This window comes from Rhodoblastus sp. (assembly GCF_019449565.1).
GTDB lineage: Bacteria > Pseudomonadota > Alphaproteobacteria > Rhizobiales > Beijerinckiaceae > Rhodoblastus.
The window spans coordinates 51,766-69,632 of sequence record NZ_JAGRPM010000088.1; the positions used below are offsets into that span (position 1 = coordinate 51,766).

The window sequence follows — 17,867 nt, forward strand, 5'->3', positions numbered from 1 at the left end:
GCGGCAACCTGGCTCGGCTAGGCTTCGCGGCGCGGTTCCGGCCCCTCAGGCGAAAGCGGTCATGAAATACAGATGGATCTTAGGCCTGCTGATCGCGCTCGGCCTTGTCCTGCGCATGCTGGGCGCGCGCGGCGATCTCTGGGTCGATGAAATCTGGACGCTCGCGCTGGTCGCGCCCCTCAAGAACGGTTTCGAGGTGTTCTGGAACATCTCGCACGACAATAATCATTTTCTCAACTCTCTGTGGATGTTCCAATGGGGGCAGGACGCCAGCTCCCTGCTTTACCGCCTGCCGTCGATTCTCTGCGGCGTGGCGTCTGTCGCCGTCGCGGCCAGAATCGGGTCGCGGGACTCGCCGGCGGCGGGGCTGATCGCGGCTTTTCTCGTCGCAGTTGCCTTTCCCTTCGTCAACTACGGGTCCGAGGCGCGCGGATATGGCGCGCTCGTTCTCGCCATGCTGGTCGCCCTCGACGCCTGCGAGCGCGCTACGCCGCTGCTGGGGAACGACGAAGGGCAGACGGAGTCGGGGAGCTCGGAAATTCGGCGCCAGAGCTGGATTATGGCATTGGCCGTGGGCGTCGGCGCGCTCGCTCATCTTGAAATGCTCATCGGCGCCGCGACGCTGGGCCTGACCGCGCTCGTCCGCGCCCTCGCCGAACCGCCGCGCGACGAGGCGCCTCGTCGCCTGCGGGCGACGGTGAAATTCTTCCTGCCCGCGCTGTTCCTGACCCTTCCCGCGATCGCGGCTGTCATAGCCGGCATTGTGATTCACGGCGTGACCATTGGCGGCCTGTCGCGCGGGGCGGGCGCGTTCGCCGAGGGCTATGGCGGATTGCTGGCCGCGCTGGCCGGATTTCCCGCGACATTTCCGGGATGGCTCGCGCTGCTCCTCGCCGCGCTTGGCTTCGCCGCGGCGGCGCTGGCGGGCTGGCTTCCTTTGTCACGGGCCTTGCTCGTCCTGTGTGGGCTTGTCGTCGTTCCGGCTTCGATCTTCTTCGTCAATCCGCCCAATTTGCAGTTCCCGCGCTATTTCCTCGTTTTCGGCGTGATCTTCGTCGTGGCGCTGGCGGCGCTGGCGTCGCGCCTGTGGGAAACGCGCCGCGGCAAGGCTTTCGTCTTCGCCGCCGGCCTGTTGTTCTGCGTTGGACAGGCGATCCAGCTCCAGCCGCTCCTTCGCGGCGGACGCGGCGAAGCCTCGGCGATGATCGCGATCATGGCGGAGCAGCCGCACGCGACCTATGCGTCGCAGATCAGGCGCGCTTCGGAATATGTGCTTGATTATTATAGCCGCCGCGCCGGACTGGACCTGCGGCGCGTTTCTCCGCCCGCGACTTGCGCCGAGCGGCCCGACTTTTATATCGTCGGAGTTCCCATCGACCTCCCGATCGCGGAGGAGAAGGTGACGATCGGGCCGGAGGCCTGCCTCTCCGTCTATGTTCAGGCGTTCGACGCAGCCGGGTCGTCGCTGTCCGGGATGCATTGGCGGCTGTTTCGCCCGGCCGGGGAGGGGGCAGCGTCTGCGCCAGCCCTGCGGGCGGCGACAGATTTCCGCTGAGCAGGCCGCATTATTTCAGCAAAATGACGAAGCTTTGGCTGTCGCCGGGGCGCTGCGCCTCCAGGCGGCGCATGCCGAGATAGCGGATGATGCGGAGTTCGTCGCCGGTCTTGATCCGGGCGCATTGGCCGGCCGCCGCCTGCTCGGACAGGAAGCCCTCCGCCGCTTCGCGGCTTTCCTCGATGGAGAGGTCGATCCAGCGCCTGATCAGGCTCGGGTCCTTGCAGCCGAATTGCGGACCCTGGAGGACGCAGATGTCGCCGACCTTGCAATCGGCCGGGGCGAAAGCCGGCGCGGCGGCGCCGGTTGCGATCAGCACAAACAAGGCCCGTGAATAAGACGAGAACGACATGGGACGCGCCTCGGACGCCGTTCTGGTTCTGGATCTTCCAAGGTCTCGCCGAACAGGCTTGCGCGAAGCCTGCGGCCCCGGTTTGCTTTTCCCCGCCGGATCGGGTATGAAGCGGGCGCTGCATCGCAGCATGAAGAGGCGCCGGCGCATAGGACGGTAACGCGTCGCCCGGTCCCAATCCGCCTCAATGGCCGACAGCCCAATCTATGCGGGGCCGTCTTCGACAACGCCGCATCCAGCGGCGCGCTTTTTCGCGCGCCGTCGCGGCCCCAAATGTAAGATCCCAAGTGACCACATTTTCTGAGCTCGGCCTCGCCGAGAACGTTTTGCGCGCCCTCACCAGCGAGGGCTATGTCCATCCCACCCCCATCCAGGAACAGGCGATCCCGCCGCTGCTCCAGGGCCATGACCTGCTCGGCATCGCCCAGACCGGCACCGGCAAGACCTGCGCCTTCGCCACGCCGCTGCTGACGCGCTTGCTGCAATTCCCGCAGGCCGTGCGGCCCAAGCAGACGCGCGTGCTCGTGCTCGCGCCGACCCGCGAACTCGCGGCCCAGATCGGCGAAAGCTTCCGCGCCTATGGCCGTCACGCCAATATGCGCGTCGCGGTGATTTTCGGCGGCGTCGGCTTCGGCCCGCAGCTCAAGGCGCTGCATGGCGGACTCGACGTGCTCGTCGCCACCCCCGGCCGCCTGCTCGACCATCTCTCGCAGGGCAATCTGCGGCTCGACAACACCACCGCCGTGGTGCTGGACGAGGCCGACCATATGCTCGATCTCGGCTTCCTGGTTCCGATCCGCAAGATCTTCGCCAAGCTGCCCAAGACCCGGCAAACCCTGTTCTTCTCCGCGACCATGCCGAGCGAAATCGCAACGCTCGCCGGCGAAATGCTGCACAACCCGATCAAGGTCTCGGTGGCGCCCGTCGCCAAGACCGCCGACCGCGTGTCGCAGCGGGTGATTCTGGTCGAGGGCTCGGGCAAGCGCGACGCGCTGATCCAGCTGATGAAAAACCCCGATTTCAGCCGCTCCATCGTGTTCACGCGCACCAAGCGCGGGGCCGATCGCGTCGCGGGCTTCCTCAATGACGCCGGCTTTTCCGCCGACGCCATCCATGGCAACAAGAGCCAGAACCAGCGCATTCGCGCGCTCGATGGCTTCAAGAATGGCGAAGTCGGCGTGCTGGTGGCGACCGATATCGCCGCGCGCGGCATCGATGTCGACGCCGTCAGCCATGTCGTGAATTTCGAACTGCCGGAAGTCGCGGAAAGCTATGTCCACCGCATTGGCCGCACGGCGCGCGCCGGCGCCGAGGGCGAAGCCATTTCGCTCTGCGACAACAGCGAGCGCGCCTATCTGCGCGCCATCGAGAAGCTCACCAAGCAGAGCATTCCGGTGACCGACCTGCGCCTGAACCCGCTTGCTCCGGAAGAGGCGCCCCCGGCGCGCGGAAAACCGCAGGGCCGTCCGGCGCATCGCCCCGACGACCGTCGCGGCCCGGCGCCGACGCGTCACGGCGACGCCCGCCGCGAACACGGCCGCCAGCAGGAGGCCAATCGCCCGGAGAGCCGCAGCGAGCGCCCGCGTCCCGCCGGCGGCGGCCAGCGTCCCGCGCGCAGCGGCGGCGCCTCGCGCAACGGCCCGCGCGGCTGAGGAAACAAAAAGGCCGGGGAAAACCCCGGCCTTTTCTCTTTTGCGACGCCTGAACCCGAAAAGTCCGCGACTTTTCTAGTGTCCTTCAAAAGCCAAAAGCGAGCGCACCGGCACGCCGAGGTCGCGGATTTTCTGGGCGCCGCCGAGTTCCGGCAGGTCGATCACGAAACAGGCGGCGACGATGTCCGCGCCCATCTGGCGCAGCAGCTTCACGGCGCCTTCGGCCGTGCCGCCGGTGGCGATGAGATCGTCGACCAGCAGCACCTTTTCGCCCGGCTTCACCGCGTCGCGGTGCATTTCCATCTCGTCCACGCCATATTCGAGGCTATAAGCCACCGAGACCGTGACATGGGGCAGCTTGCCCTTCTTGCGGATCGGGATGAAGCCGGCGGAAAGCTGATGCGCCACCGCGCCGCCGAGGATGAAGCCGCGCGCCTCCATGCCCGCGATCTGATCGATCTTCCGGCCAGCGAAAGGCTGCACCAATTCGTCCACGGCGCGGCGGAAGCTGCGCGCGTCGCCCAGCAGAGTAGTGATGTCGCGGAACATGATGCCCGGCTTGGGATAGTCGGGAATGGTGCGGATGATGGTCTTGAGATCAGTCTCGAACGTCATGACGGCGGCGGTCTTTCTCAATGGGAATGGCGGCGGCGCGGATATGCCGGTTTGAAGAACCGGCTAGGAGCGAACGCGACCAAAAGTCCGTTTAAAAAACGGGCGTCATGTGACGCCCTTTCGGCTTACGCGAGGGAATCCTTGAACGCGACGAGCCGCGGTCAAGGCGAACAGGTATCAAAGACGTCAGTCGAACAGGCTGGAGACGCTCTCTTCCTTCGCGGTGCGGGCGATGGCCTCGCCGATCAAGGGCGCGATGGTGATGACGCGGATATTGCTCGCCACGCGCACGGCTTCGGTCGGGAGGATGGTGTCGGTGATGACCAGCTCCTTGAGCCGCGACGACGAAATGCGCGCCACCGCGCCGCCCGAAAGCACGCCATGGGTGATATAGGCGCGCACGTCCTTGGCGCCCGCCTGCAGCAAGGCGTCGGCCGCGTTGCACAGGGTGCCGCCCGAATCGACGATGTCGTCGACGAGGATGCAGTTCTTGCCGTGAACATCGCCGATGATGTTCATCACTTCCGATTCGCCGGCGCGTTCGCGGCGCTTGTCGACGATGGCGAGCGGCGCGTTGATGCGCTTGGCGAGCGCGCGGGCGCGCACCACGCCGCCGACGTCGGGCGAGACCACCATGACATTGGAAAGATCAAGATTGGCCTGAATGTCGCGCACCAGCACCGGCGCGCCATAAAGGTTGTCGGTCGGAATGTCGAAGAAGCCCTGGATCTGGCCGGCGTGGAGATCGACCGTCAGCACGCGGTCGGCGCCGGCGCGCGTGATGAGATTGGCCACCAGCTTGGCCGAAATGGGCGTGCGCGGGCCGGGTTTGCGGTCCTGCCGGGCATAACCGAAATAGGGGATGACCGCCGTGATGCGCCGCGCCGAGGCGCGCCGCAGCGCGTCCGTCATGATCAAGGCTTCCATCAGATGGTCATTGGTGGGAGCCGAGGTGGACTGAACGATGAAAGCGTCTTGTCCGCGAACGTTTTCCTGGATTTCGACGAAGATTTCCATGTCGGCGAAGCGACGCACCTGACATTTGGTCAGCGGAACGCCAAGATAGGCCGCGATCGCTTCAGTCAGGGGGCGATTGGAGTTGCCCGCCAGAATTTTCATTGCACCAGCCATGACGCTGCCTTTGCCTTGCCCGACTTCGGGCGCGTCTTAGCAGGGGGTTGAACAATGAACAATACGACTGCGGGACGCTGTCGTGATTTTGTTAAGAATCACGCGCGATCAACGGGCCGGCGCATAGGACAGGGCCTGCGGGGGCGGTGCGTCGAGGGAGGCCGGAGCAACGGCGTTTTTGACCGCGTCATTGGCGTTTTTAGCGGTGGCGGCGAGGGCTTCCGGCGTATTGGAGAGAAAAGCGGCCAGTTCGCTGGCGCTGCGCTGGGCGAGCGCGGCGAGCGCGGCGGAATCCACCAGCGACCAGGGATCGGGCGCGGCGCCACGGAGCGCGATTTCGTCGTTCAGCCTTTGCGCGCGATGATTGGTCCGGTCATAAATGTCCCAGACGCAGGTGAGTCGCGCTCCGCCATCGACGGGAAAGGCGGAGATATAGCCTCGGACGAGATAGCGCGCGGCGGCCGAATCGGTCAGCGCGACATCCTGCTGCCCGGCGGCGGCGTTGAAATAAGCCATGAACTGGCTTTGCAGCGGCGCCGGCGCGCCCTCCATCTGGGTGATGGCGATGGCGGCGGGACGGGGGCTGTAGCCCGAGGCGACGATCTGCGCGCCGGGCGCGGCAGATGTGGAGGCTGCGGGGCTGACATGTTCGTTGCAGCCGGATAGCGCCAGCGCCGCGATGACGGCGGAAAAGGGGATGAACCCGCGAAAAAGCGCTGACACAGCCGCCATGAAATTTCGCCCCTGACGAATTATTGACTATTCGTTAATGAAAGAGCTAGCCGCAATTGTGACGGACGTCCAGCCCCGGTTGCGCTTTTGCTTAAGGGGGCCATTTCACGGCGGCCTCAAGACGCTTAAATGAAGGCCATGAGCCGCACCAAGAACCCCATCGACCTGCCGCCGCCGGAGCCTTTCGAGGCAGAAGACCTCGCGGCAGAAGACCTCGCGGAAAGCGCCGAAGACATCCTGATCGACGAATCGGACGCCGAGGAAAGCTCGGGGGTCGAGCTCGACCTGGAGGGCGAGGCCGGCGCCGCCTCGCTCAAGCGCGGCCTGCGGGCGATTCGAGACCATTGGAAACACGCGCCGATGAGTCCGGGCGTCTATCGCATGCTCGGCGAAGGCGGCGAGGTGCTATATGTCGGCAAGGCGAAAAGCCTGCGCAAGCGCGTCGCCTCCTATACGCGCTTCGCCGGCCACACCAACCGCATTGCGCGGATGATCGCGCTGACCGCGTCGATGGTCTTCGTCTCGACCCGCACCGAGGTCGAGGCGCTGCTGCTTGAATCCAATCTCATCAAGCAGCTCAAGCCGCGCTTCAACGTGCTGATGCGCGACGACAAGAGCTTCCCCTATATCCTGCTAACCCGCGACGAGCGCGGCGCGCGGCTCACCAAGCATCGCGGCGCGCGCAGCCTCAAGGGCGATTATTTCGGGCCCTTCGCCAATGTCGGGGCGGTCAACCGCACGCTCAACGTGCTGCAGCGCGCCTTTCTGCTGCGCTCCTGCGAAAACTCCTTTTACGACAATCGCTCGCGGCCTTGCCTGCTGTTCCAGATCAAGCGCTGCGCCGCCCCCTGCACTGGGGAAGTTTCGCAGGAGCAATATTCCGAGCTGGCGTGCGAGGCGCGCGACTTCCTGGCCGGAAAATCGCGGGCGGTTCGCGAGCGGCTCGCGGGCGAGATGAACGAGGCGTCGGAAAAGCTCGAATTCGAACGCGCGGCGCGGCTGCGCGACCGCATTTCCGCGCTCGCCGCCATTCAGGGACAGCAGGGCGTCAATCCGCGCGGCGTCCCGGAGGCCGACGTTTTCGCCGTGCATGAAGAGGCCGGACAGTTCTGCGTCGAGGCGGTGTTTTATCGCGCCTGTCAGAACTGGGGCAATCGCGCCTATTTCCCGCGCGCCGACCGCACGCTTACGCCCGGCGAGGTGCTGGGTCCCTTCATCGCGCAATTTTATGCCGAGCGGCCGCCGCCTGGGCTGGTGCTGCTCTCGCATGCGGTCGAGGAGTCGGCCTGGCTGTCCGAGGCCTTGTCGCAGCAATACCAGCACAAGGTCGAAATTCATGTGCCGCAGCGCGGCGAGAAGCGCGAGATGGTGGTCGACGCCCAAAACAACGCCCGGGAGGCTTTGGGCCGCCGCCTTGCCGACAGCGCCAGCCAGACGAAGCTGCTGGAGTCGCTTGGCGCCGCGTTCGGCATGGAGAAACCGCCGCGACGCGTCGAGGTCTATGACAATTCCCACATCATGGGCAGCTCCGCCATAGGCGGAATGGTCGTCGCGGGGCCGCAGGGCTTCGTGAAAAACCAGTACCGCACCTTCAATATCAAAAGCGAACTCACGCCCGGCGACGACTACGCCATGATGCGCGAGGTCCTTTCGCGCCGCTTCTCGCGTCTGTTGAAGGAGGCCCAAGAGGAGAGCCAAGCGCCAGCGCCCTCTGACCCCGACGCCTTTCCGCAAGCGCCCGATCTGATCCTGATCGACGGCGGGCGCGGCCAGTTCGAGGCGGTGCGGGCCGTGATCGACGAGCTGGGCGTGACGGGCGTGACGCTGGCCTCCATCGCCAAGGGCGCCGACCGCAACGCCGGCCGCGAGACCTTTTTCGTCGCCGGGCGCGAGCCGTTCAAACTGGCGCCGCGCGATCCGGCGCTTTATTTCGTGCAGCGGCTGCGCGACGAAGCGCATCGCTTCGCCATCGGCACGCATCGGGCGCGGCGCAAGAAGGAATTTGCGAAAAACCCGCTTGATGAAATCGCCGGAATCGGGCCGGCGCGCAAAAGGGCTTTGTTGCAAGCCTTTGGCACGGCCAAATCCGTGGCGGCGGCCGCGCTGGCCGACATCGAAAAGACGCCCGGCTTTTCCGCAGCCACCGCCAAGCTGGTGTTCGACCATTTCCATGAAAAAGGGTGAGGGAAGGGGCGCGGCGCTTTCGCTCGGAAAAAGCCGTTGACGCGGCTGCGCGAAAAAGCTTCCCTCCGGCGATGTTATTCCGCCCCGTTCGCACCGGCGCCAGCCGCACTTTCAATCTGCCGAACATTCTGACGTTCGGCCGGGTCGTGATCGTGCCGGCGGTGGTGGCCTGCCTGTTCTGGCCGGACGAATATGCCTTGCGCTGGACGGCGCTCGGTCTGTTCATCGTCGCGGCGATCACGGATTTTTTCGACGGCTACCTCGCCCGCGCCTGGGGGCAGCAATCGGCGCTCGGCCGCATGCTCGACCCCATCGCCGACAAATTGCTGGTCTCGGCGGTGCTGCTCATTCTCGTCGCCGACGGCACCATCAAGAGCTGGTCGCTCTGGGCGGCCATCGTCATCCTCTGCCGCGAAATCCTGGTGTCCGGCCTGCGCGAATTTCTGGCCGAGCTGAAGGTCTCGGTGCCGGTCAGCAAGGTCGCCAAATGGAAGACAACCATGCAGATGATTGCTTTGGGCTTCCTCATCGCGGGCCGCGCGGGCGAACTCGTCCTGCCGGGGACCACGCGGATCGGCCTCTTCCTGCTCTGGATTTCCGCGATCCTCACGCTTTACACCGGCTGGGACTATATGAAGGCCGGGATCAAACATGTGGTCGAGGAATGAGGCTGGTCTATTTCGCATCCCTGCGTGAGCGCATCGGCAAGTCCGAGGAAGAGCTGGACCTGCCCGACTCCTTGCGCACCATCGGCGAATTGATCGACTGGCTCGCCGCGCGCGACGAATTCTACGCCGCCGCCTTCGCCAAGGGCATTGCCCGCGCCGCCATCAACAAGAAGCATGTCAAGCCCGAGGCGCTCATCGCCGGCGCGCGCGAAATCGCTTTCTTCCCGCCCATGACGGGGGGGTAGGCGCCATGATTCCGCGAAAGATCCGTGTCCAGAGCGAGAATTTCGACGCCGCCGCCGAGAGCGCGGCTCTGACCGAGGGGCGGCGCGACATTGGCGCCATCGCCTCCTTCATCGGCTTGTGCCGCGACGAGGCGGGGACGCTCGAAGCCCTTGAGCTTGAGTATTATCCGGGCATGGCGGAGGAGGAGATCGCCCGCATCGCGGACGAGGCCGAGCGCCGCTGGCCGTTGCTTGGCGTGACCGTGATCCACCGTCACGGCCGGATCAGACCCGGTGAGCAGATCGTGCTGGTGCTCTGCGCCAGCGCTCATCGCGCGGCGGCTTTTTCCGCCGCTGAATTCCTGATGGATTTTCTGAAATCCCGCGCGCCTTTCTGGAAGAAAGAGCATCGCGCCGACGGGACGCAAGGCGAATGGGTCGCCGCCAAGGACGCCGACGAAGCGGCGCTGGAGCGGTGGAGCCGCGACGCCTGAAACGGCGGGCGGAAGCCGCGCCGCGTCCGGACTCCGCTCAGAGCCGTTCGATCTTGCGCGCCGCCTCGTCGATCAAGTCCGCGATTTCGAACAGGATTTTCTTGTCGGGTTCGCTCGAAAGGCGCTGGCCCAGAGCGGTCTTCAGATTTTGCATCGCACGGGCGACAGGGCCAGCTTCCATAGGCCGGGCGCGGTCGCCGAGGGCGTCGAGTCGCGCCAGCGCCGCATCGGCCTCCCGGCGATGTTCGCCCAGAAAACTCTTGCCGGCTTCGGTGAGCGTGAACTGCCTTTTGGCGCCTTCCGAGGCCTGGGCTTCGATATGGCCGATTTCCTCCAGAAGGGTGAGGGTCGGGTAAATGATGCCCGGGCTTGGCGCATAGGCGCCGCCGGTGCGCGTTTCGATCTCGCGGATGAGGTCATAGCCGTGACGCGGCTCCGTTTCCATCAGCGCAAGCAAGACGAGCTTCAACTCGCCGCCGTCAAACATGCGGCGCTTTTCGCCGCGGCCGAAGCCATGCCGGCCGAAGAACGGGCCTTCGCCGGCCTCGAACATGCGGCGTCCCCGGCGGGAAGGGCGGTCGAAGGGGCCGTCAGCCATGGATGCATCCTTGTTGTGGAAAAACGGCCGATGGCCGTGCCGGTCGGAATGAGGGCCGCGCCCGCGTCCGCTGAATTGTTCAAACATGTGTTATCTCCGATATATCTTTTTGCAGGTTGTGAAAAGTCTCCGAACCTTCCGCAGTCATGGTTTGGGGGATTCGAAGGCGGAGCAAGTCGTTCTTAGCTCGCTCTTGAACGAGACAGATATATCTTAGATATGAAACTGTCAACAGGGTCGTTGTGCAACAAAAAAGGCGCCGGACGTGGAGCGTCCGGCGCCTGGCCGCCAAAGCGGCTTGATCCTTACAGAGTCTTGCCCCTCAGAGGGAAATATCCGCAGAAACGGCATTCTCGGCCGGCTCGACTTCCCTCGTATAGGCTTCAATCAGCGTGCGCGAAATCGCGCCGGGGGTGAAGTGGTAAGGCCCGATCTCGGAAACGGGCGTGACCTCCGCGCCCGTGCCGCAGATGAAGCATTCGTCGAAGCTTTCCAGCTCCTCGGGCATGATGCGGCGTTCGTTGACCTTGATCCCATTCGCCTTGGCGAGGCCGATCACGGTTTGGCGAGTGATGCCATTCAGGAAGCAATCGGCGATCGGGGTATGGATTTCGCCATCCTTGACGAACAGGATGTTCGCTCCGGTGCATTCGGCGACGCGACCCTGCCAGTCGAGCATCATGGCGTCGGCATAGCCGCGCCGTTCCGCACGATGTTTCGAGATCGTGCAGATCATGTAAAGGCCGGCGGCCTTGGAGGCGCAGGGCGCGCAGGCCGGATCGGGGCGGCGATATTCGGCGATGTCGAGGCGGATGCCCTTCATCTTGGTGGCGATATCGAACATCGAGGGCCAGTCCCAGACCGCGATGGCGACATTGATCGTGGCGTGCTGCGCGGAAATGGCCATCATTTCAGAGCCGCGCCAGGCGACCGGGCGCACATAGCAATTGGTGAGGCCGTTTTTCGCGACGACCAGATCCTTGGCCGCGTCAAGCTCCTCGACCGTATAGGGAATTTCGAAATCGAGCAGTTCCGCCGATTTCTTGAAGCGCTCGGAATGCTCGCGCGACTTGAAGATGCGGCCGCCATAGGCGCGCTCGCCCTCGAACACGCAGGAACCGTAATGCAGCCCGTGGGAGAGGACGTGCAATTTGGCGTCTTTCCATTCTACGAGGGCGCCGTTCATCCAGATGAAACCGTCGCGCTGGTCAAATGGCAGAACCGTCATGGCATGATCCTCGTAAAACGTCCCTGTGGGGAGGCTTGACTGCTAACAACCGACCTGAAATATGTCAATAGAACTGACATAATTTGCAGGACGCCGGACGGGAGACCGCATGGCAGACGCTTTGCCGAAGAAAAGCGCGCAGCCCGAGACGAAGGACCAGTCGCCGCAGCCCGAGCCGATGTTCGATCTGATCGAATTGTTCTTCTTCGCCTATCGCGATTTCGTCGGCGACGCCGACCGCCTGCTGACCCGCTATAATTTCGGCCGCGCCCATCACCGCGTGCTTTATTTCGTCGACCGCCGCCCGGGCCTTTCCGTGGCGGAGCTGCTGGATCTGCTGAAAATCACCAAGCAAAGCCTGTCGCGCGTGTTGAAGGACCTGCTCGATCAGAATTACATCGAGCAGCATCCGGGACTGCTCGATCGCCGCCAGCGCCTGATGTTCCCGACCCGGAAGGGCGAGGCTCTGGCGCTTGAGCTGGCCGAGCTTCAGTCGCGCCGTTTCGCCCGCGCGCTCGAAATCCTGCCCGGCGGGGCGCGCGCCCAGGGCGCCGCCTTCCTCGCCGCCATGTGCGATCCAGCCATGTGCGACCCGGCCACATCCGACCCGGTCATATGCGATCCCGCGAGGGGTTCGAATGTGAAAGGCGATCCCGCGACCGGAGGCGCGTCATGACTGAAGCCGACAACCTGCCGCCGGCCGACGACGCCTTGCATCTTCTGGTAGTCGACGACGACCGCCGCATTCGCAATCTGCTCAAGCGCTATCTACAGGGCGAGGGCTATCGCGTGACGGCCGCCGAAAGCGCCGAGGATGCCTACGCCCATTTGCGCGGGCTGCATTTCGATCTCATCATTCTTGACGTCATGATGCCCGGCCAGAGCGGCTATGAATTCGCCGCCCAGATCCGTGCCGAGAACGCGCCGCTTGCGGAGGCGCCGATCCTCATGCTGACCGCCCGTTCCGAGACCGAGGACCGCGTGAAGGGGCTGGAGGCCGGCGCCGACGATTACATGGCCAAGCCCTTCGAGCCGCGCGAGCTGGCCCTGCGGGTCGCCTCGATCCTGCGCCGCGCCGCGCCGCGCATGGTCGCGCAAAGCGCGCCCGGTCAGAACGCCGTGCGCTTCGGCGAATTCACATTCGACCCGGATCGCGGCGAATTGCGCCAGGGCGACGAGGTGATCCGCATCACCGAGCGCGAGCGCGACATGCTGCGCCTGTTGCTTGAGACGCCCGGCGAGGCCGTGTCGCGCGAGGCTTTGGGCGGCGGCGGCGGAGCGGCCAATGAGCGCACGGTGGACGTGCAGGTCAACCGGCTGCGCCGCAAGATCGAGACGGACCCGGCCAATCCCCTCCATCTCCAGACGGTGCGCGGCTTCGGCTACAAGCTGGCGATCGACCGATGAATATTGTCGCGCGGGCGCTTGTCGAGACGCGGCGGCTCTGGCGCGGATTCGCGCGGGGGCTGGCCGCCGTCATGCCGAAGGGGCTTTACGCCCGCGCGCTGCTCATCGTCATCCTGCCGATGGTCGTGCTGCAATCGGCCATCGCGCTGGTCTTCATGGAGCGCCACTGGCAGACGGTCACATTCCGCCTGTCCAATGCGGTGACGCAGGATATTGCGGCGCTGATTGACATCTATCGCGATTTCCACAGCCTCGATCCCGATAACAGCAAGTTCGAGGGGATCGCGCGCTACCGGCTCAATCTCGATGCGGAAATCCTGCCGCCCGGGCCGCTGCCACCGACCCTGCCAAAGCCGTTCTTCTCGCTGGTGGACCGCGCCATGTCGAGCGAGATCGAGAGGCAGATCCGCCTGCCGTTCTGGATCGACACGGTCGGGCGTTCGGATTTCATCGAAGTGCGCGTCGATATGGGCGAGGCCATCCTGCGGGTCGTCGCGCGGCGTAGCCAGGCCTATGCCTCCAACACGCATATTTTCATCATCTGGATGGTCGGTACGTCGGTGGTGCTGATTTCGGTGGCGATCCTGTTCCTGCGCAATCAGATCAAGCCCATTCTCGCGCTCGCCGACGCGGCGGAGGAATTCGGCAAGGGCCGCGAGGTCGAGTTCCGCCCGCGCGGGGCGCGCGAGGTGCGGCGCGCGACCTATGCCTTCCTCGAAATGAAGCGGCGCATCGAGCGCGCGATGGAGCAGCGCACGACGATGCTCAATGGCGTCAGCCACGATCTGCGCACCATTCTCACGCGATTCAAACTGTCGCTCGCCTTGCTTGGCGACGAGGCCGACGTGCAGGAACTGTCCGGCGACGTCGATGAAATGCAGCGAATGCTCGAAGCCTATCTCGCCTTCGCGCGCGGCGACATTGGCGAGGCGGCCTCGCCGACCGACATTCCGGCCATGCTCGAAACCCTGCGCCAGGAATCCGAGCGGCTCGGCCATGACACGGAAGTGATCTATGGCGGCGAGCCCATCGCCACGGTGCGGCCGGACGCCTTCAAGCGTTGCCTCGCCAATTTGTTGAACAATGCGGCGCGGCACGGCGACAGGATTCGGCTCGAAGGCTCGTGCGACGAGAAATTCCTGCAAATTCACGTCGATGACGACGGGCCGGGCATTCCGGCGGAAGCGCGCGAAAAAGTGTTCCGGCCCTTCGTGCGGCTCGACGAGGCGCGCAACCAGGACGAGGGCGGCACGGGCCTCGGACTGTCGATCGCGCGCGACATCGCGCGCTCGCATGGCGGCGAAATCTTTCTCGGCGCCAGCCCGCTCGGGGGCCTGCGCGCCAGCGTGCGGGTGCCGGTCTAAATCCCTTTCGTTCGCGCTTCGCCTGTGCGAAAGGCTAGGATAATGCGATGGCCGTTCAAGGAGCGCCCGGAATGAATCTCGTCGATATGGCCCTGGCCGATCTCTCTGGCGCGGAGACCTTTCCGCTCGACGCGCTCCTGACATTGCGCCAGAAATGGCCCTCCGCGCGCGAGCCCTTGTTCGCGGCGCTGAACGCTTTCGCCTCGGGCGCCGACCGTTCGCCTGAAAATGCCGAAAAGGTGTTTTTCGGCCTGCATCTGATGGCGGAAAAGCGCGAGGCCGAGGCCTGGGCTCCGCTGCTGTCCGTAGCGATGGAAGGCGCGCCGCTTTATGACATGATCGGCGACGCCGCCTCGGAAACCATGCCCGCCATTCTGCTCAGCCTTTATTCCGGCGATCTAGCCGGGCTGAAAAAGCTGATCGAGGCGCCCGCGGCGGACGAATGGGCGCGCGTCGCGGCGCTGGAAGCCTTCTGCGGGCTGGCCGCCAATGGCGAAATTCCGCTGGAAGACGCCAAGACCTATCTCGCGCAATGTTTCGACAGCCTGCAGCCGCGCGAAGCCCATCCGATCTGGTATGGCTGGCAGGGCTGCGTCGCCTTGCTCGGCCTGAGCGAATTGGAGCCTTCGGTCGCGCGGGCCTTCCGCCAGGGCTATGTCGACAAGAATGTGCTGAATTTCGAGGATTTCCAGACCGAGCTGCGCGCCAATCGCGCCGCGCCTGATCGTCGCGAATTATTCGAGGAGCGCGGAATCAAACCGATCGACGACGCGCTGGAGACCTTGTCCGTCTTCGAGGAAGAGGACGAATCCGAGCCCGAAACGCCAGCGGAAAACAAGTTCCGCGACGTGGGCCGCAATGATCCGTGCCCCTGCGGGAGCGGCAAGAAATTCAAGAAATGCTGTTTGGTTGGGGAGTGAGGGTGCAGGCGGCTCACGGATTTATCGGTTGACGAAGATCCGTTCCGCCAGCCCGATCAGCGGTGCCGCGAACGGCGCGAGGCGGCGGCGGGCGCCCTCGACGCGCTCCACAAGTTCCTCGCCGCGCGCCAGCTCCTTGTCGAGTGCGGCCATGGTTTTGGCCCCGTCCTCGCTGTCGTCGGCGAGCCAGACATGGAACACGTGGGTCCAGGACAAGGCGAGGCCTTGCAGCTTCAGCGTTCCGAGCGGGCCTTCGCTGTTGAGCCCGGCCGCCTCCAGCATGAAGCGCAGCGAATTGAGCGCAAGCTGGTTGAGCGCGGGCAGGGCGAGCGGATCATGCATCGCCCAGTCATTGATGTTTTTCAGCGCCGCCTTATAGGGCGCCATGGCGTCGAAGCGCCGCATCAGCACGTCGAACAGCCGGTCTTTGGGGCTCAGGTCTTGGGGGCTCTCGCCGGCAAGCTTTTCGCCGCCTTCGAGTACGATCTTGTCGATGCGCCGCGAAAAGCCGCCCAGAACGGCGCCCTTGGAGGGGAAAAAGTCGCGGAATTGCGCGAGCGTGATCCCGGCGCGGTCGGCGACATCGGCGAGTGAAATCTCGTCCCAGCCTCGCTCGGCCGCCAGCCCCATCAGCGCGTCAATGATTTTCTCGCGCGGGTCGCTTTTGGCTTGTGGGCCTTTTTCTTCGTTCTTGGCCTTGCTCATCGGCGCGCTCCCGCTTGACTGCCGCGAACATGGGGCAAAAGCCGCGCCGCAGCAAGCGCGCACCCTCAGCCGGACAATTCTCCGGCGCGCTTTTCGGCGGCGGCGGTCGCGCGAGCCATCAGCGCGGCGAGGCCGTCCGGACCCATCAGCACATCGAGCGCGGCCTGGGTCGTCCCGCCGGGGGAGGTGACGTTCTTGCGCAAGATCTCGGCGGAGATCTCGGGCGAGCGATGCAGCAATTCGCCCGAGCCTTCGACCGTCGCGCGCGCCAGCCGCAAGGCGAGATCGGGGGGGAGGCCCAGCGCGGCGCCGGCCTCGGCCAGAGCCTCGACGAGGTGAAACACATAGGCGGGGCCGGAGCCGGAAATGGCGGTGACCGCGTCGATCAGCTTTTCCTCGCCGACCCATTCCACGCCGCCGACCCCAGCCAGCAGGCTTTGCGCCGTGTCGAGCTGGGCGCTTGTCACATCTGCGCTGGCGAAAGCGCCGGTGATCCCGCGTCCGATGGCGGCGGGCGTATTGGGCATGGCGCGGACGATAGCCCTGGCCGGCAGGCGCGCGGCCAGATTTGCGACGGTTTTTCCCGCCAGAATGGAAATCAGCAGGCTGTCGGCGGAAAACAGCGGCGCAAGCGCAGGCGCGGCGGCCTCCAGCATTTGCGGCTTGATCGCAAGCACGATGGTTTGCGCGGCGGCAGGGGCGGGATTGAGCGCAAAGCCTTTTTCCGCCGCGAGACTGTTCAGGGCGTCGGACGGATGCGGCTCATGAACGGCGATAGCGCGCGGCGGGATTCCGGCGCCGAGCCAGCCACCGAGCAGGGCGAGGCCCATCTTGCCGGCGCCGACCAAGGCGAGCGAGGTTTCGTCGCCCATCACGCCTCGCCGCGCGTGTCCATCAGCGCGCCTTCCAGCGCCTCGGCGGCGTTCTTGCCGGCCCAGACCACGAACTGGAACGCCTGGTAATAGCGTTCGCAGGCTTCTGTCGCGGCGGCCAGCGCCGCCTCGCATTGCGCGTCATTGGGCTCGGCGCCGCCGGCGAGCAGGATGGCGTGACGGAACATCACGACGCCGTCCTTGGACCAGACGTCGAAATGGCCGATCCACATATGTTCATTGATGCGCGCGACCAGATTGGCGGCCTCGGCGCGGCGGCGCTCCGGCACCTTGAGATCGAAGGCGCAGGCGAGATGCAGCGCCTCGCATTGCGGCAGCCAGGTGAAGGCGACATTGTAATCGGCCCAGACGCCCGCGACGCAGATGGAGATCTCGTCGGGATCGTCGCGGTCGAAGGCCCAATCCCTCAGGGTGGCGATCCGTTCGACGACGTCGACCGGGTGCTCGACCCTGTCGTTCAGTTCAATTCCAGAGAGCAACATCTACAGGTCCTGGGCGCGAGCGGCGCGGCAAAGTAAAGGAACGCGGCTTGATACTCGTGCAAACTCCGGACCCCCGACTCGGCTGTTTCAGCAGCCGAATCACCGGACAAAATCAATATAGTCAGATTTGCCCGGCGACGGAATCCTGTCCGCGTCTCGGGTTAAGTTGCTGGATTCGCGTGGATTCGTCCACCGGACCTGAGGCGGCGTCCACAGCTAAACGCGAATTCAGCTTTTCTTTTCGGTTTCCGCGAGCTTCGCCTCGAGTTCGGCGATGCGGCGCTCCAGCGCGTCATTGGCGTTGCGCGCGGCGACAGCCATGTCGCGCACGGCCTCGAATTCCTCGCGGTTGACGATGTCCATGTTGGCGAGCAGGCGCTCGACCTGGGTCTTGATGGCGGCCTCCGCCTCGCGGCCGAGGCTGCGCGCGGCGCCGGCGGCGTCATTGAACAGGCGCGACATGTCGTCGAAGAAGCGATTGGGCGAGGCGCTCATGAACAGGCTCCAGATGTTTCAGGCCAAGGGGCATTGAAAATGACCCTTGGTTCCGCGCTGGCTGGCGCGGCGGCGGCTGACGCCGCCTGGCGCCCCGCTCTTTGACGCGTCAAAGAGCGGGGCCGACAGGATTGTGCCGCAGACATGGGCGCCATTTCGCCCGAGCGC

The 17,867-nt window shown here is 65.0% G+C and carries 20 protein-coding genes; 10 read left to right on the forward strand and 10 right to left on the reverse strand.

Features of this window, described 5'->3' with window-relative positions:
* The first annotated feature begins 61 nt into the window (after positions 1 to 61).
* A complete protein-coding gene (locus tag QZ409_RS20705; RefSeq protein ID WP_296715137.1) occupies positions 62 to 1,555 on the forward strand; it encodes a hypothetical protein in 1,494 nt (497 codons plus the stop codon).
* Between the two features lie 10 nt (positions 1,556 to 1,565).
* Here QZ409_RS20705 and QZ409_RS20710 read toward each other — a convergent pair whose 3' ends face one another.
* A complete protein-coding gene (locus QZ409_RS20710; RefSeq protein WP_296715138.1) occupies positions 1,566 to 1,907 on the reverse strand; it encodes a hypothetical protein in 342 nt (113 codons plus the stop codon).
* A 287-nt stretch (positions 1,908 to 2,194) separates the two neighbouring features.
* Between QZ409_RS20710 and QZ409_RS20715 the strand changes: the two genes are divergently transcribed.
* The gene (locus QZ409_RS20715; protein WP_296715139.1) at positions 2,195 to 3,559 is read left to right on the forward strand and encodes a DEAD/DEAH box helicase; all 1,365 of its coding nucleotides are present in this window, start codon (positions 2,195 to 2,197) and stop codon (positions 3,557 to 3,559) included.
* A 75-nt stretch (positions 3,560 to 3,634) separates the two neighbouring features.
* On the opposite strand, the gene QZ409_RS20720 is transcribed toward QZ409_RS20715, so the two are convergent.
* The 3 genes from QZ409_RS20720 to QZ409_RS20730 all read right to left on the reverse strand — a co-directional run bounded on the left by QZ409_RS20720 (position 3,635) and on the right by QZ409_RS20730 (position 6,037).
* Positions 3,635 to 4,174, reverse strand: coding sequence for an adenine phosphoribosyltransferase (locus tag QZ409_RS20720; protein ID WP_296715140.1), 540 nt, complete (start codon positions 4,172 to 4,174; stop codon positions 3,635 to 3,637).
* Between the two features lie 186 nt (positions 4,175 to 4,360).
* A complete protein-coding gene (locus QZ409_RS20725) occupies positions 4,361 to 5,293 on the reverse strand; it encodes a ribose-phosphate pyrophosphokinase (RefSeq protein WP_296715564.1) in 933 nt (310 codons plus the stop codon).
* 120 nt (positions 5,294 to 5,413) lie between these two features.
* The gene (locus QZ409_RS20730; protein ID WP_296715141.1) at positions 5,414 to 6,037 is read right to left on the reverse strand and encodes a hypothetical protein; all 624 of its coding nucleotides are present in this window, start codon (positions 6,035 to 6,037) and stop codon (positions 5,414 to 5,416) included.
* Positions 6,038 to 6,175: 138 nt separating this feature from the next.
* Between QZ409_RS20730 and uvrC the strand changes: the two genes are divergently transcribed.
* From uvrC to QZ409_RS20750, 4 genes are all read left to right on the forward strand, one after another.
* Entirely contained in the window at positions 6,176 to 8,221 is a 2,046-nt protein-coding gene (uvrC, locus tag QZ409_RS20735) for an excinuclease ABC subunit UvrC (RefSeq protein WP_296715566.1), read from the forward strand.
* Positions 8,222 to 8,292: 71 nt separating this feature from the next.
* Complete coding sequence (pgsA, locus tag QZ409_RS20740; RefSeq protein ID WP_296715143.1) at positions 8,293 to 8,889, forward strand: CDP-diacylglycerol--glycerol-3-phosphate 3-phosphatidyltransferase; 597 nt, start codon at positions 8,293 to 8,295, stop codon at positions 8,887 to 8,889.
* Complete coding sequence (gene moaD, locus QZ409_RS20745) at positions 8,886 to 9,134, forward strand: molybdopterin converting factor subunit 1 (RefSeq protein WP_296715145.1); 249 nt, start codon at positions 8,886 to 8,888, stop codon at positions 9,132 to 9,134. The genes pgsA and moaD overlap by 4 nt, the downstream gene beginning before the upstream one ends.
* Positions 9,135 to 9,139: 5 nt before the next feature.
* Entirely contained in the window at positions 9,140 to 9,607 is a 468-nt protein-coding gene (locus tag QZ409_RS20750) for a molybdenum cofactor biosynthesis protein MoaE (protein WP_296715147.1), read from the forward strand.
* A 37-nt stretch (positions 9,608 to 9,644) separates the two neighbouring features.
* On the opposite strand, the gene QZ409_RS20755 is transcribed toward QZ409_RS20750, so the two are convergent.
* Both QZ409_RS20755 and QZ409_RS20760 read right to left on the reverse strand, forming a co-directional pair.
* On the reverse strand, positions 9,645 to 10,205 hold the full coding sequence (locus tag QZ409_RS20755; protein WP_296715149.1) for a PadR family transcriptional regulator: 561 nt from the start codon (positions 10,203 to 10,205) through the stop codon (positions 9,645 to 9,647).
* A 322-nt stretch (positions 10,206 to 10,527) separates the two neighbouring features.
* Positions 10,528 to 11,433, reverse strand: a complete 906-nt coding sequence (locus QZ409_RS20760) for a branched-chain amino acid aminotransferase (RefSeq protein WP_296715151.1) — start codon at positions 11,431 to 11,433, stop codon at positions 10,528 to 10,530.
* A 109-nt stretch (positions 11,434 to 11,542) separates the two neighbouring features.
* Here QZ409_RS20760 and QZ409_RS20765 point away from each other — a divergent pair, with 109 nt between their 5' ends.
* From QZ409_RS20765 to QZ409_RS20780, 4 genes are all read left to right on the forward strand, one after another.
* A complete protein-coding gene (locus QZ409_RS20765; protein ID WP_296715154.1) occupies positions 11,543 to 12,109 on the forward strand; it encodes a MarR family winged helix-turn-helix transcriptional regulator in 567 nt (188 codons plus the stop codon).
* Positions 12,106 to 12,840 (forward strand): response regulator transcription factor, encoded by a 735-nt coding sequence (locus QZ409_RS20770; protein WP_296715155.1) that lies wholly within the window; start codon positions 12,106 to 12,108, stop codon positions 12,838 to 12,840. The genes QZ409_RS20765 and QZ409_RS20770 overlap by 4 nt, the downstream gene beginning before the upstream one ends.
* Positions 12,837 to 14,204 (forward strand): ATP-binding protein, encoded by a 1,368-nt coding sequence (locus tag QZ409_RS20775; protein ID WP_296715157.1) that lies wholly within the window; start codon positions 12,837 to 12,839, stop codon positions 14,202 to 14,204. The genes QZ409_RS20770 and QZ409_RS20775 overlap by 4 nt, the downstream gene beginning before the upstream one ends.
* Before the next feature lie 71 nt (positions 14,205 to 14,275).
* A complete protein-coding gene (locus tag QZ409_RS20780; protein WP_296715159.1) occupies positions 14,276 to 15,124 on the forward strand; it encodes a DUF1186 domain-containing protein in 849 nt (282 codons plus the stop codon).
* A gap of 21 nt (positions 15,125 to 15,145) precedes the next feature.
* Here the strand turns inward: QZ409_RS20780 and QZ409_RS20785 are convergent, their stop codons facing one another.
* From QZ409_RS20785 to QZ409_RS20800, 4 genes are all read right to left on the reverse strand, one after another.
* On the reverse strand, positions 15,146 to 15,829 hold the full coding sequence (locus QZ409_RS20785; protein WP_296715162.1) for a TetR/AcrR family transcriptional regulator: 684 nt from the start codon (positions 15,827 to 15,829) through the stop codon (positions 15,146 to 15,148).
* Between the two features lie 65 nt (positions 15,830 to 15,894).
* Positions 15,895 to 16,701 (reverse strand): pyrroline-5-carboxylate reductase, encoded by an 807-nt coding sequence (gene proC / locus QZ409_RS20790; protein WP_296715164.1) that lies wholly within the window; start codon positions 16,699 to 16,701, stop codon positions 15,895 to 15,897.
* Positions 16,701 to 17,204, reverse strand: coding sequence for a YbjN domain-containing protein (locus tag QZ409_RS20795; protein ID WP_296715167.1), 504 nt, complete (start codon positions 17,202 to 17,204; stop codon positions 16,701 to 16,703). The genes proC and QZ409_RS20795 overlap by 1 nt, the downstream gene beginning before the upstream one ends.
* 228 nt (positions 17,205 to 17,432) lie before the next feature.
* On the reverse strand, positions 17,433 to 17,699 hold the full coding sequence (locus QZ409_RS20800; protein ID WP_296715169.1) for an accessory factor UbiK family protein: 267 nt from the start codon (positions 17,697 to 17,699) through the stop codon (positions 17,433 to 17,435).
* Between the last annotated feature and the right edge of the window lie 168 nt (positions 17,700 to 17,867).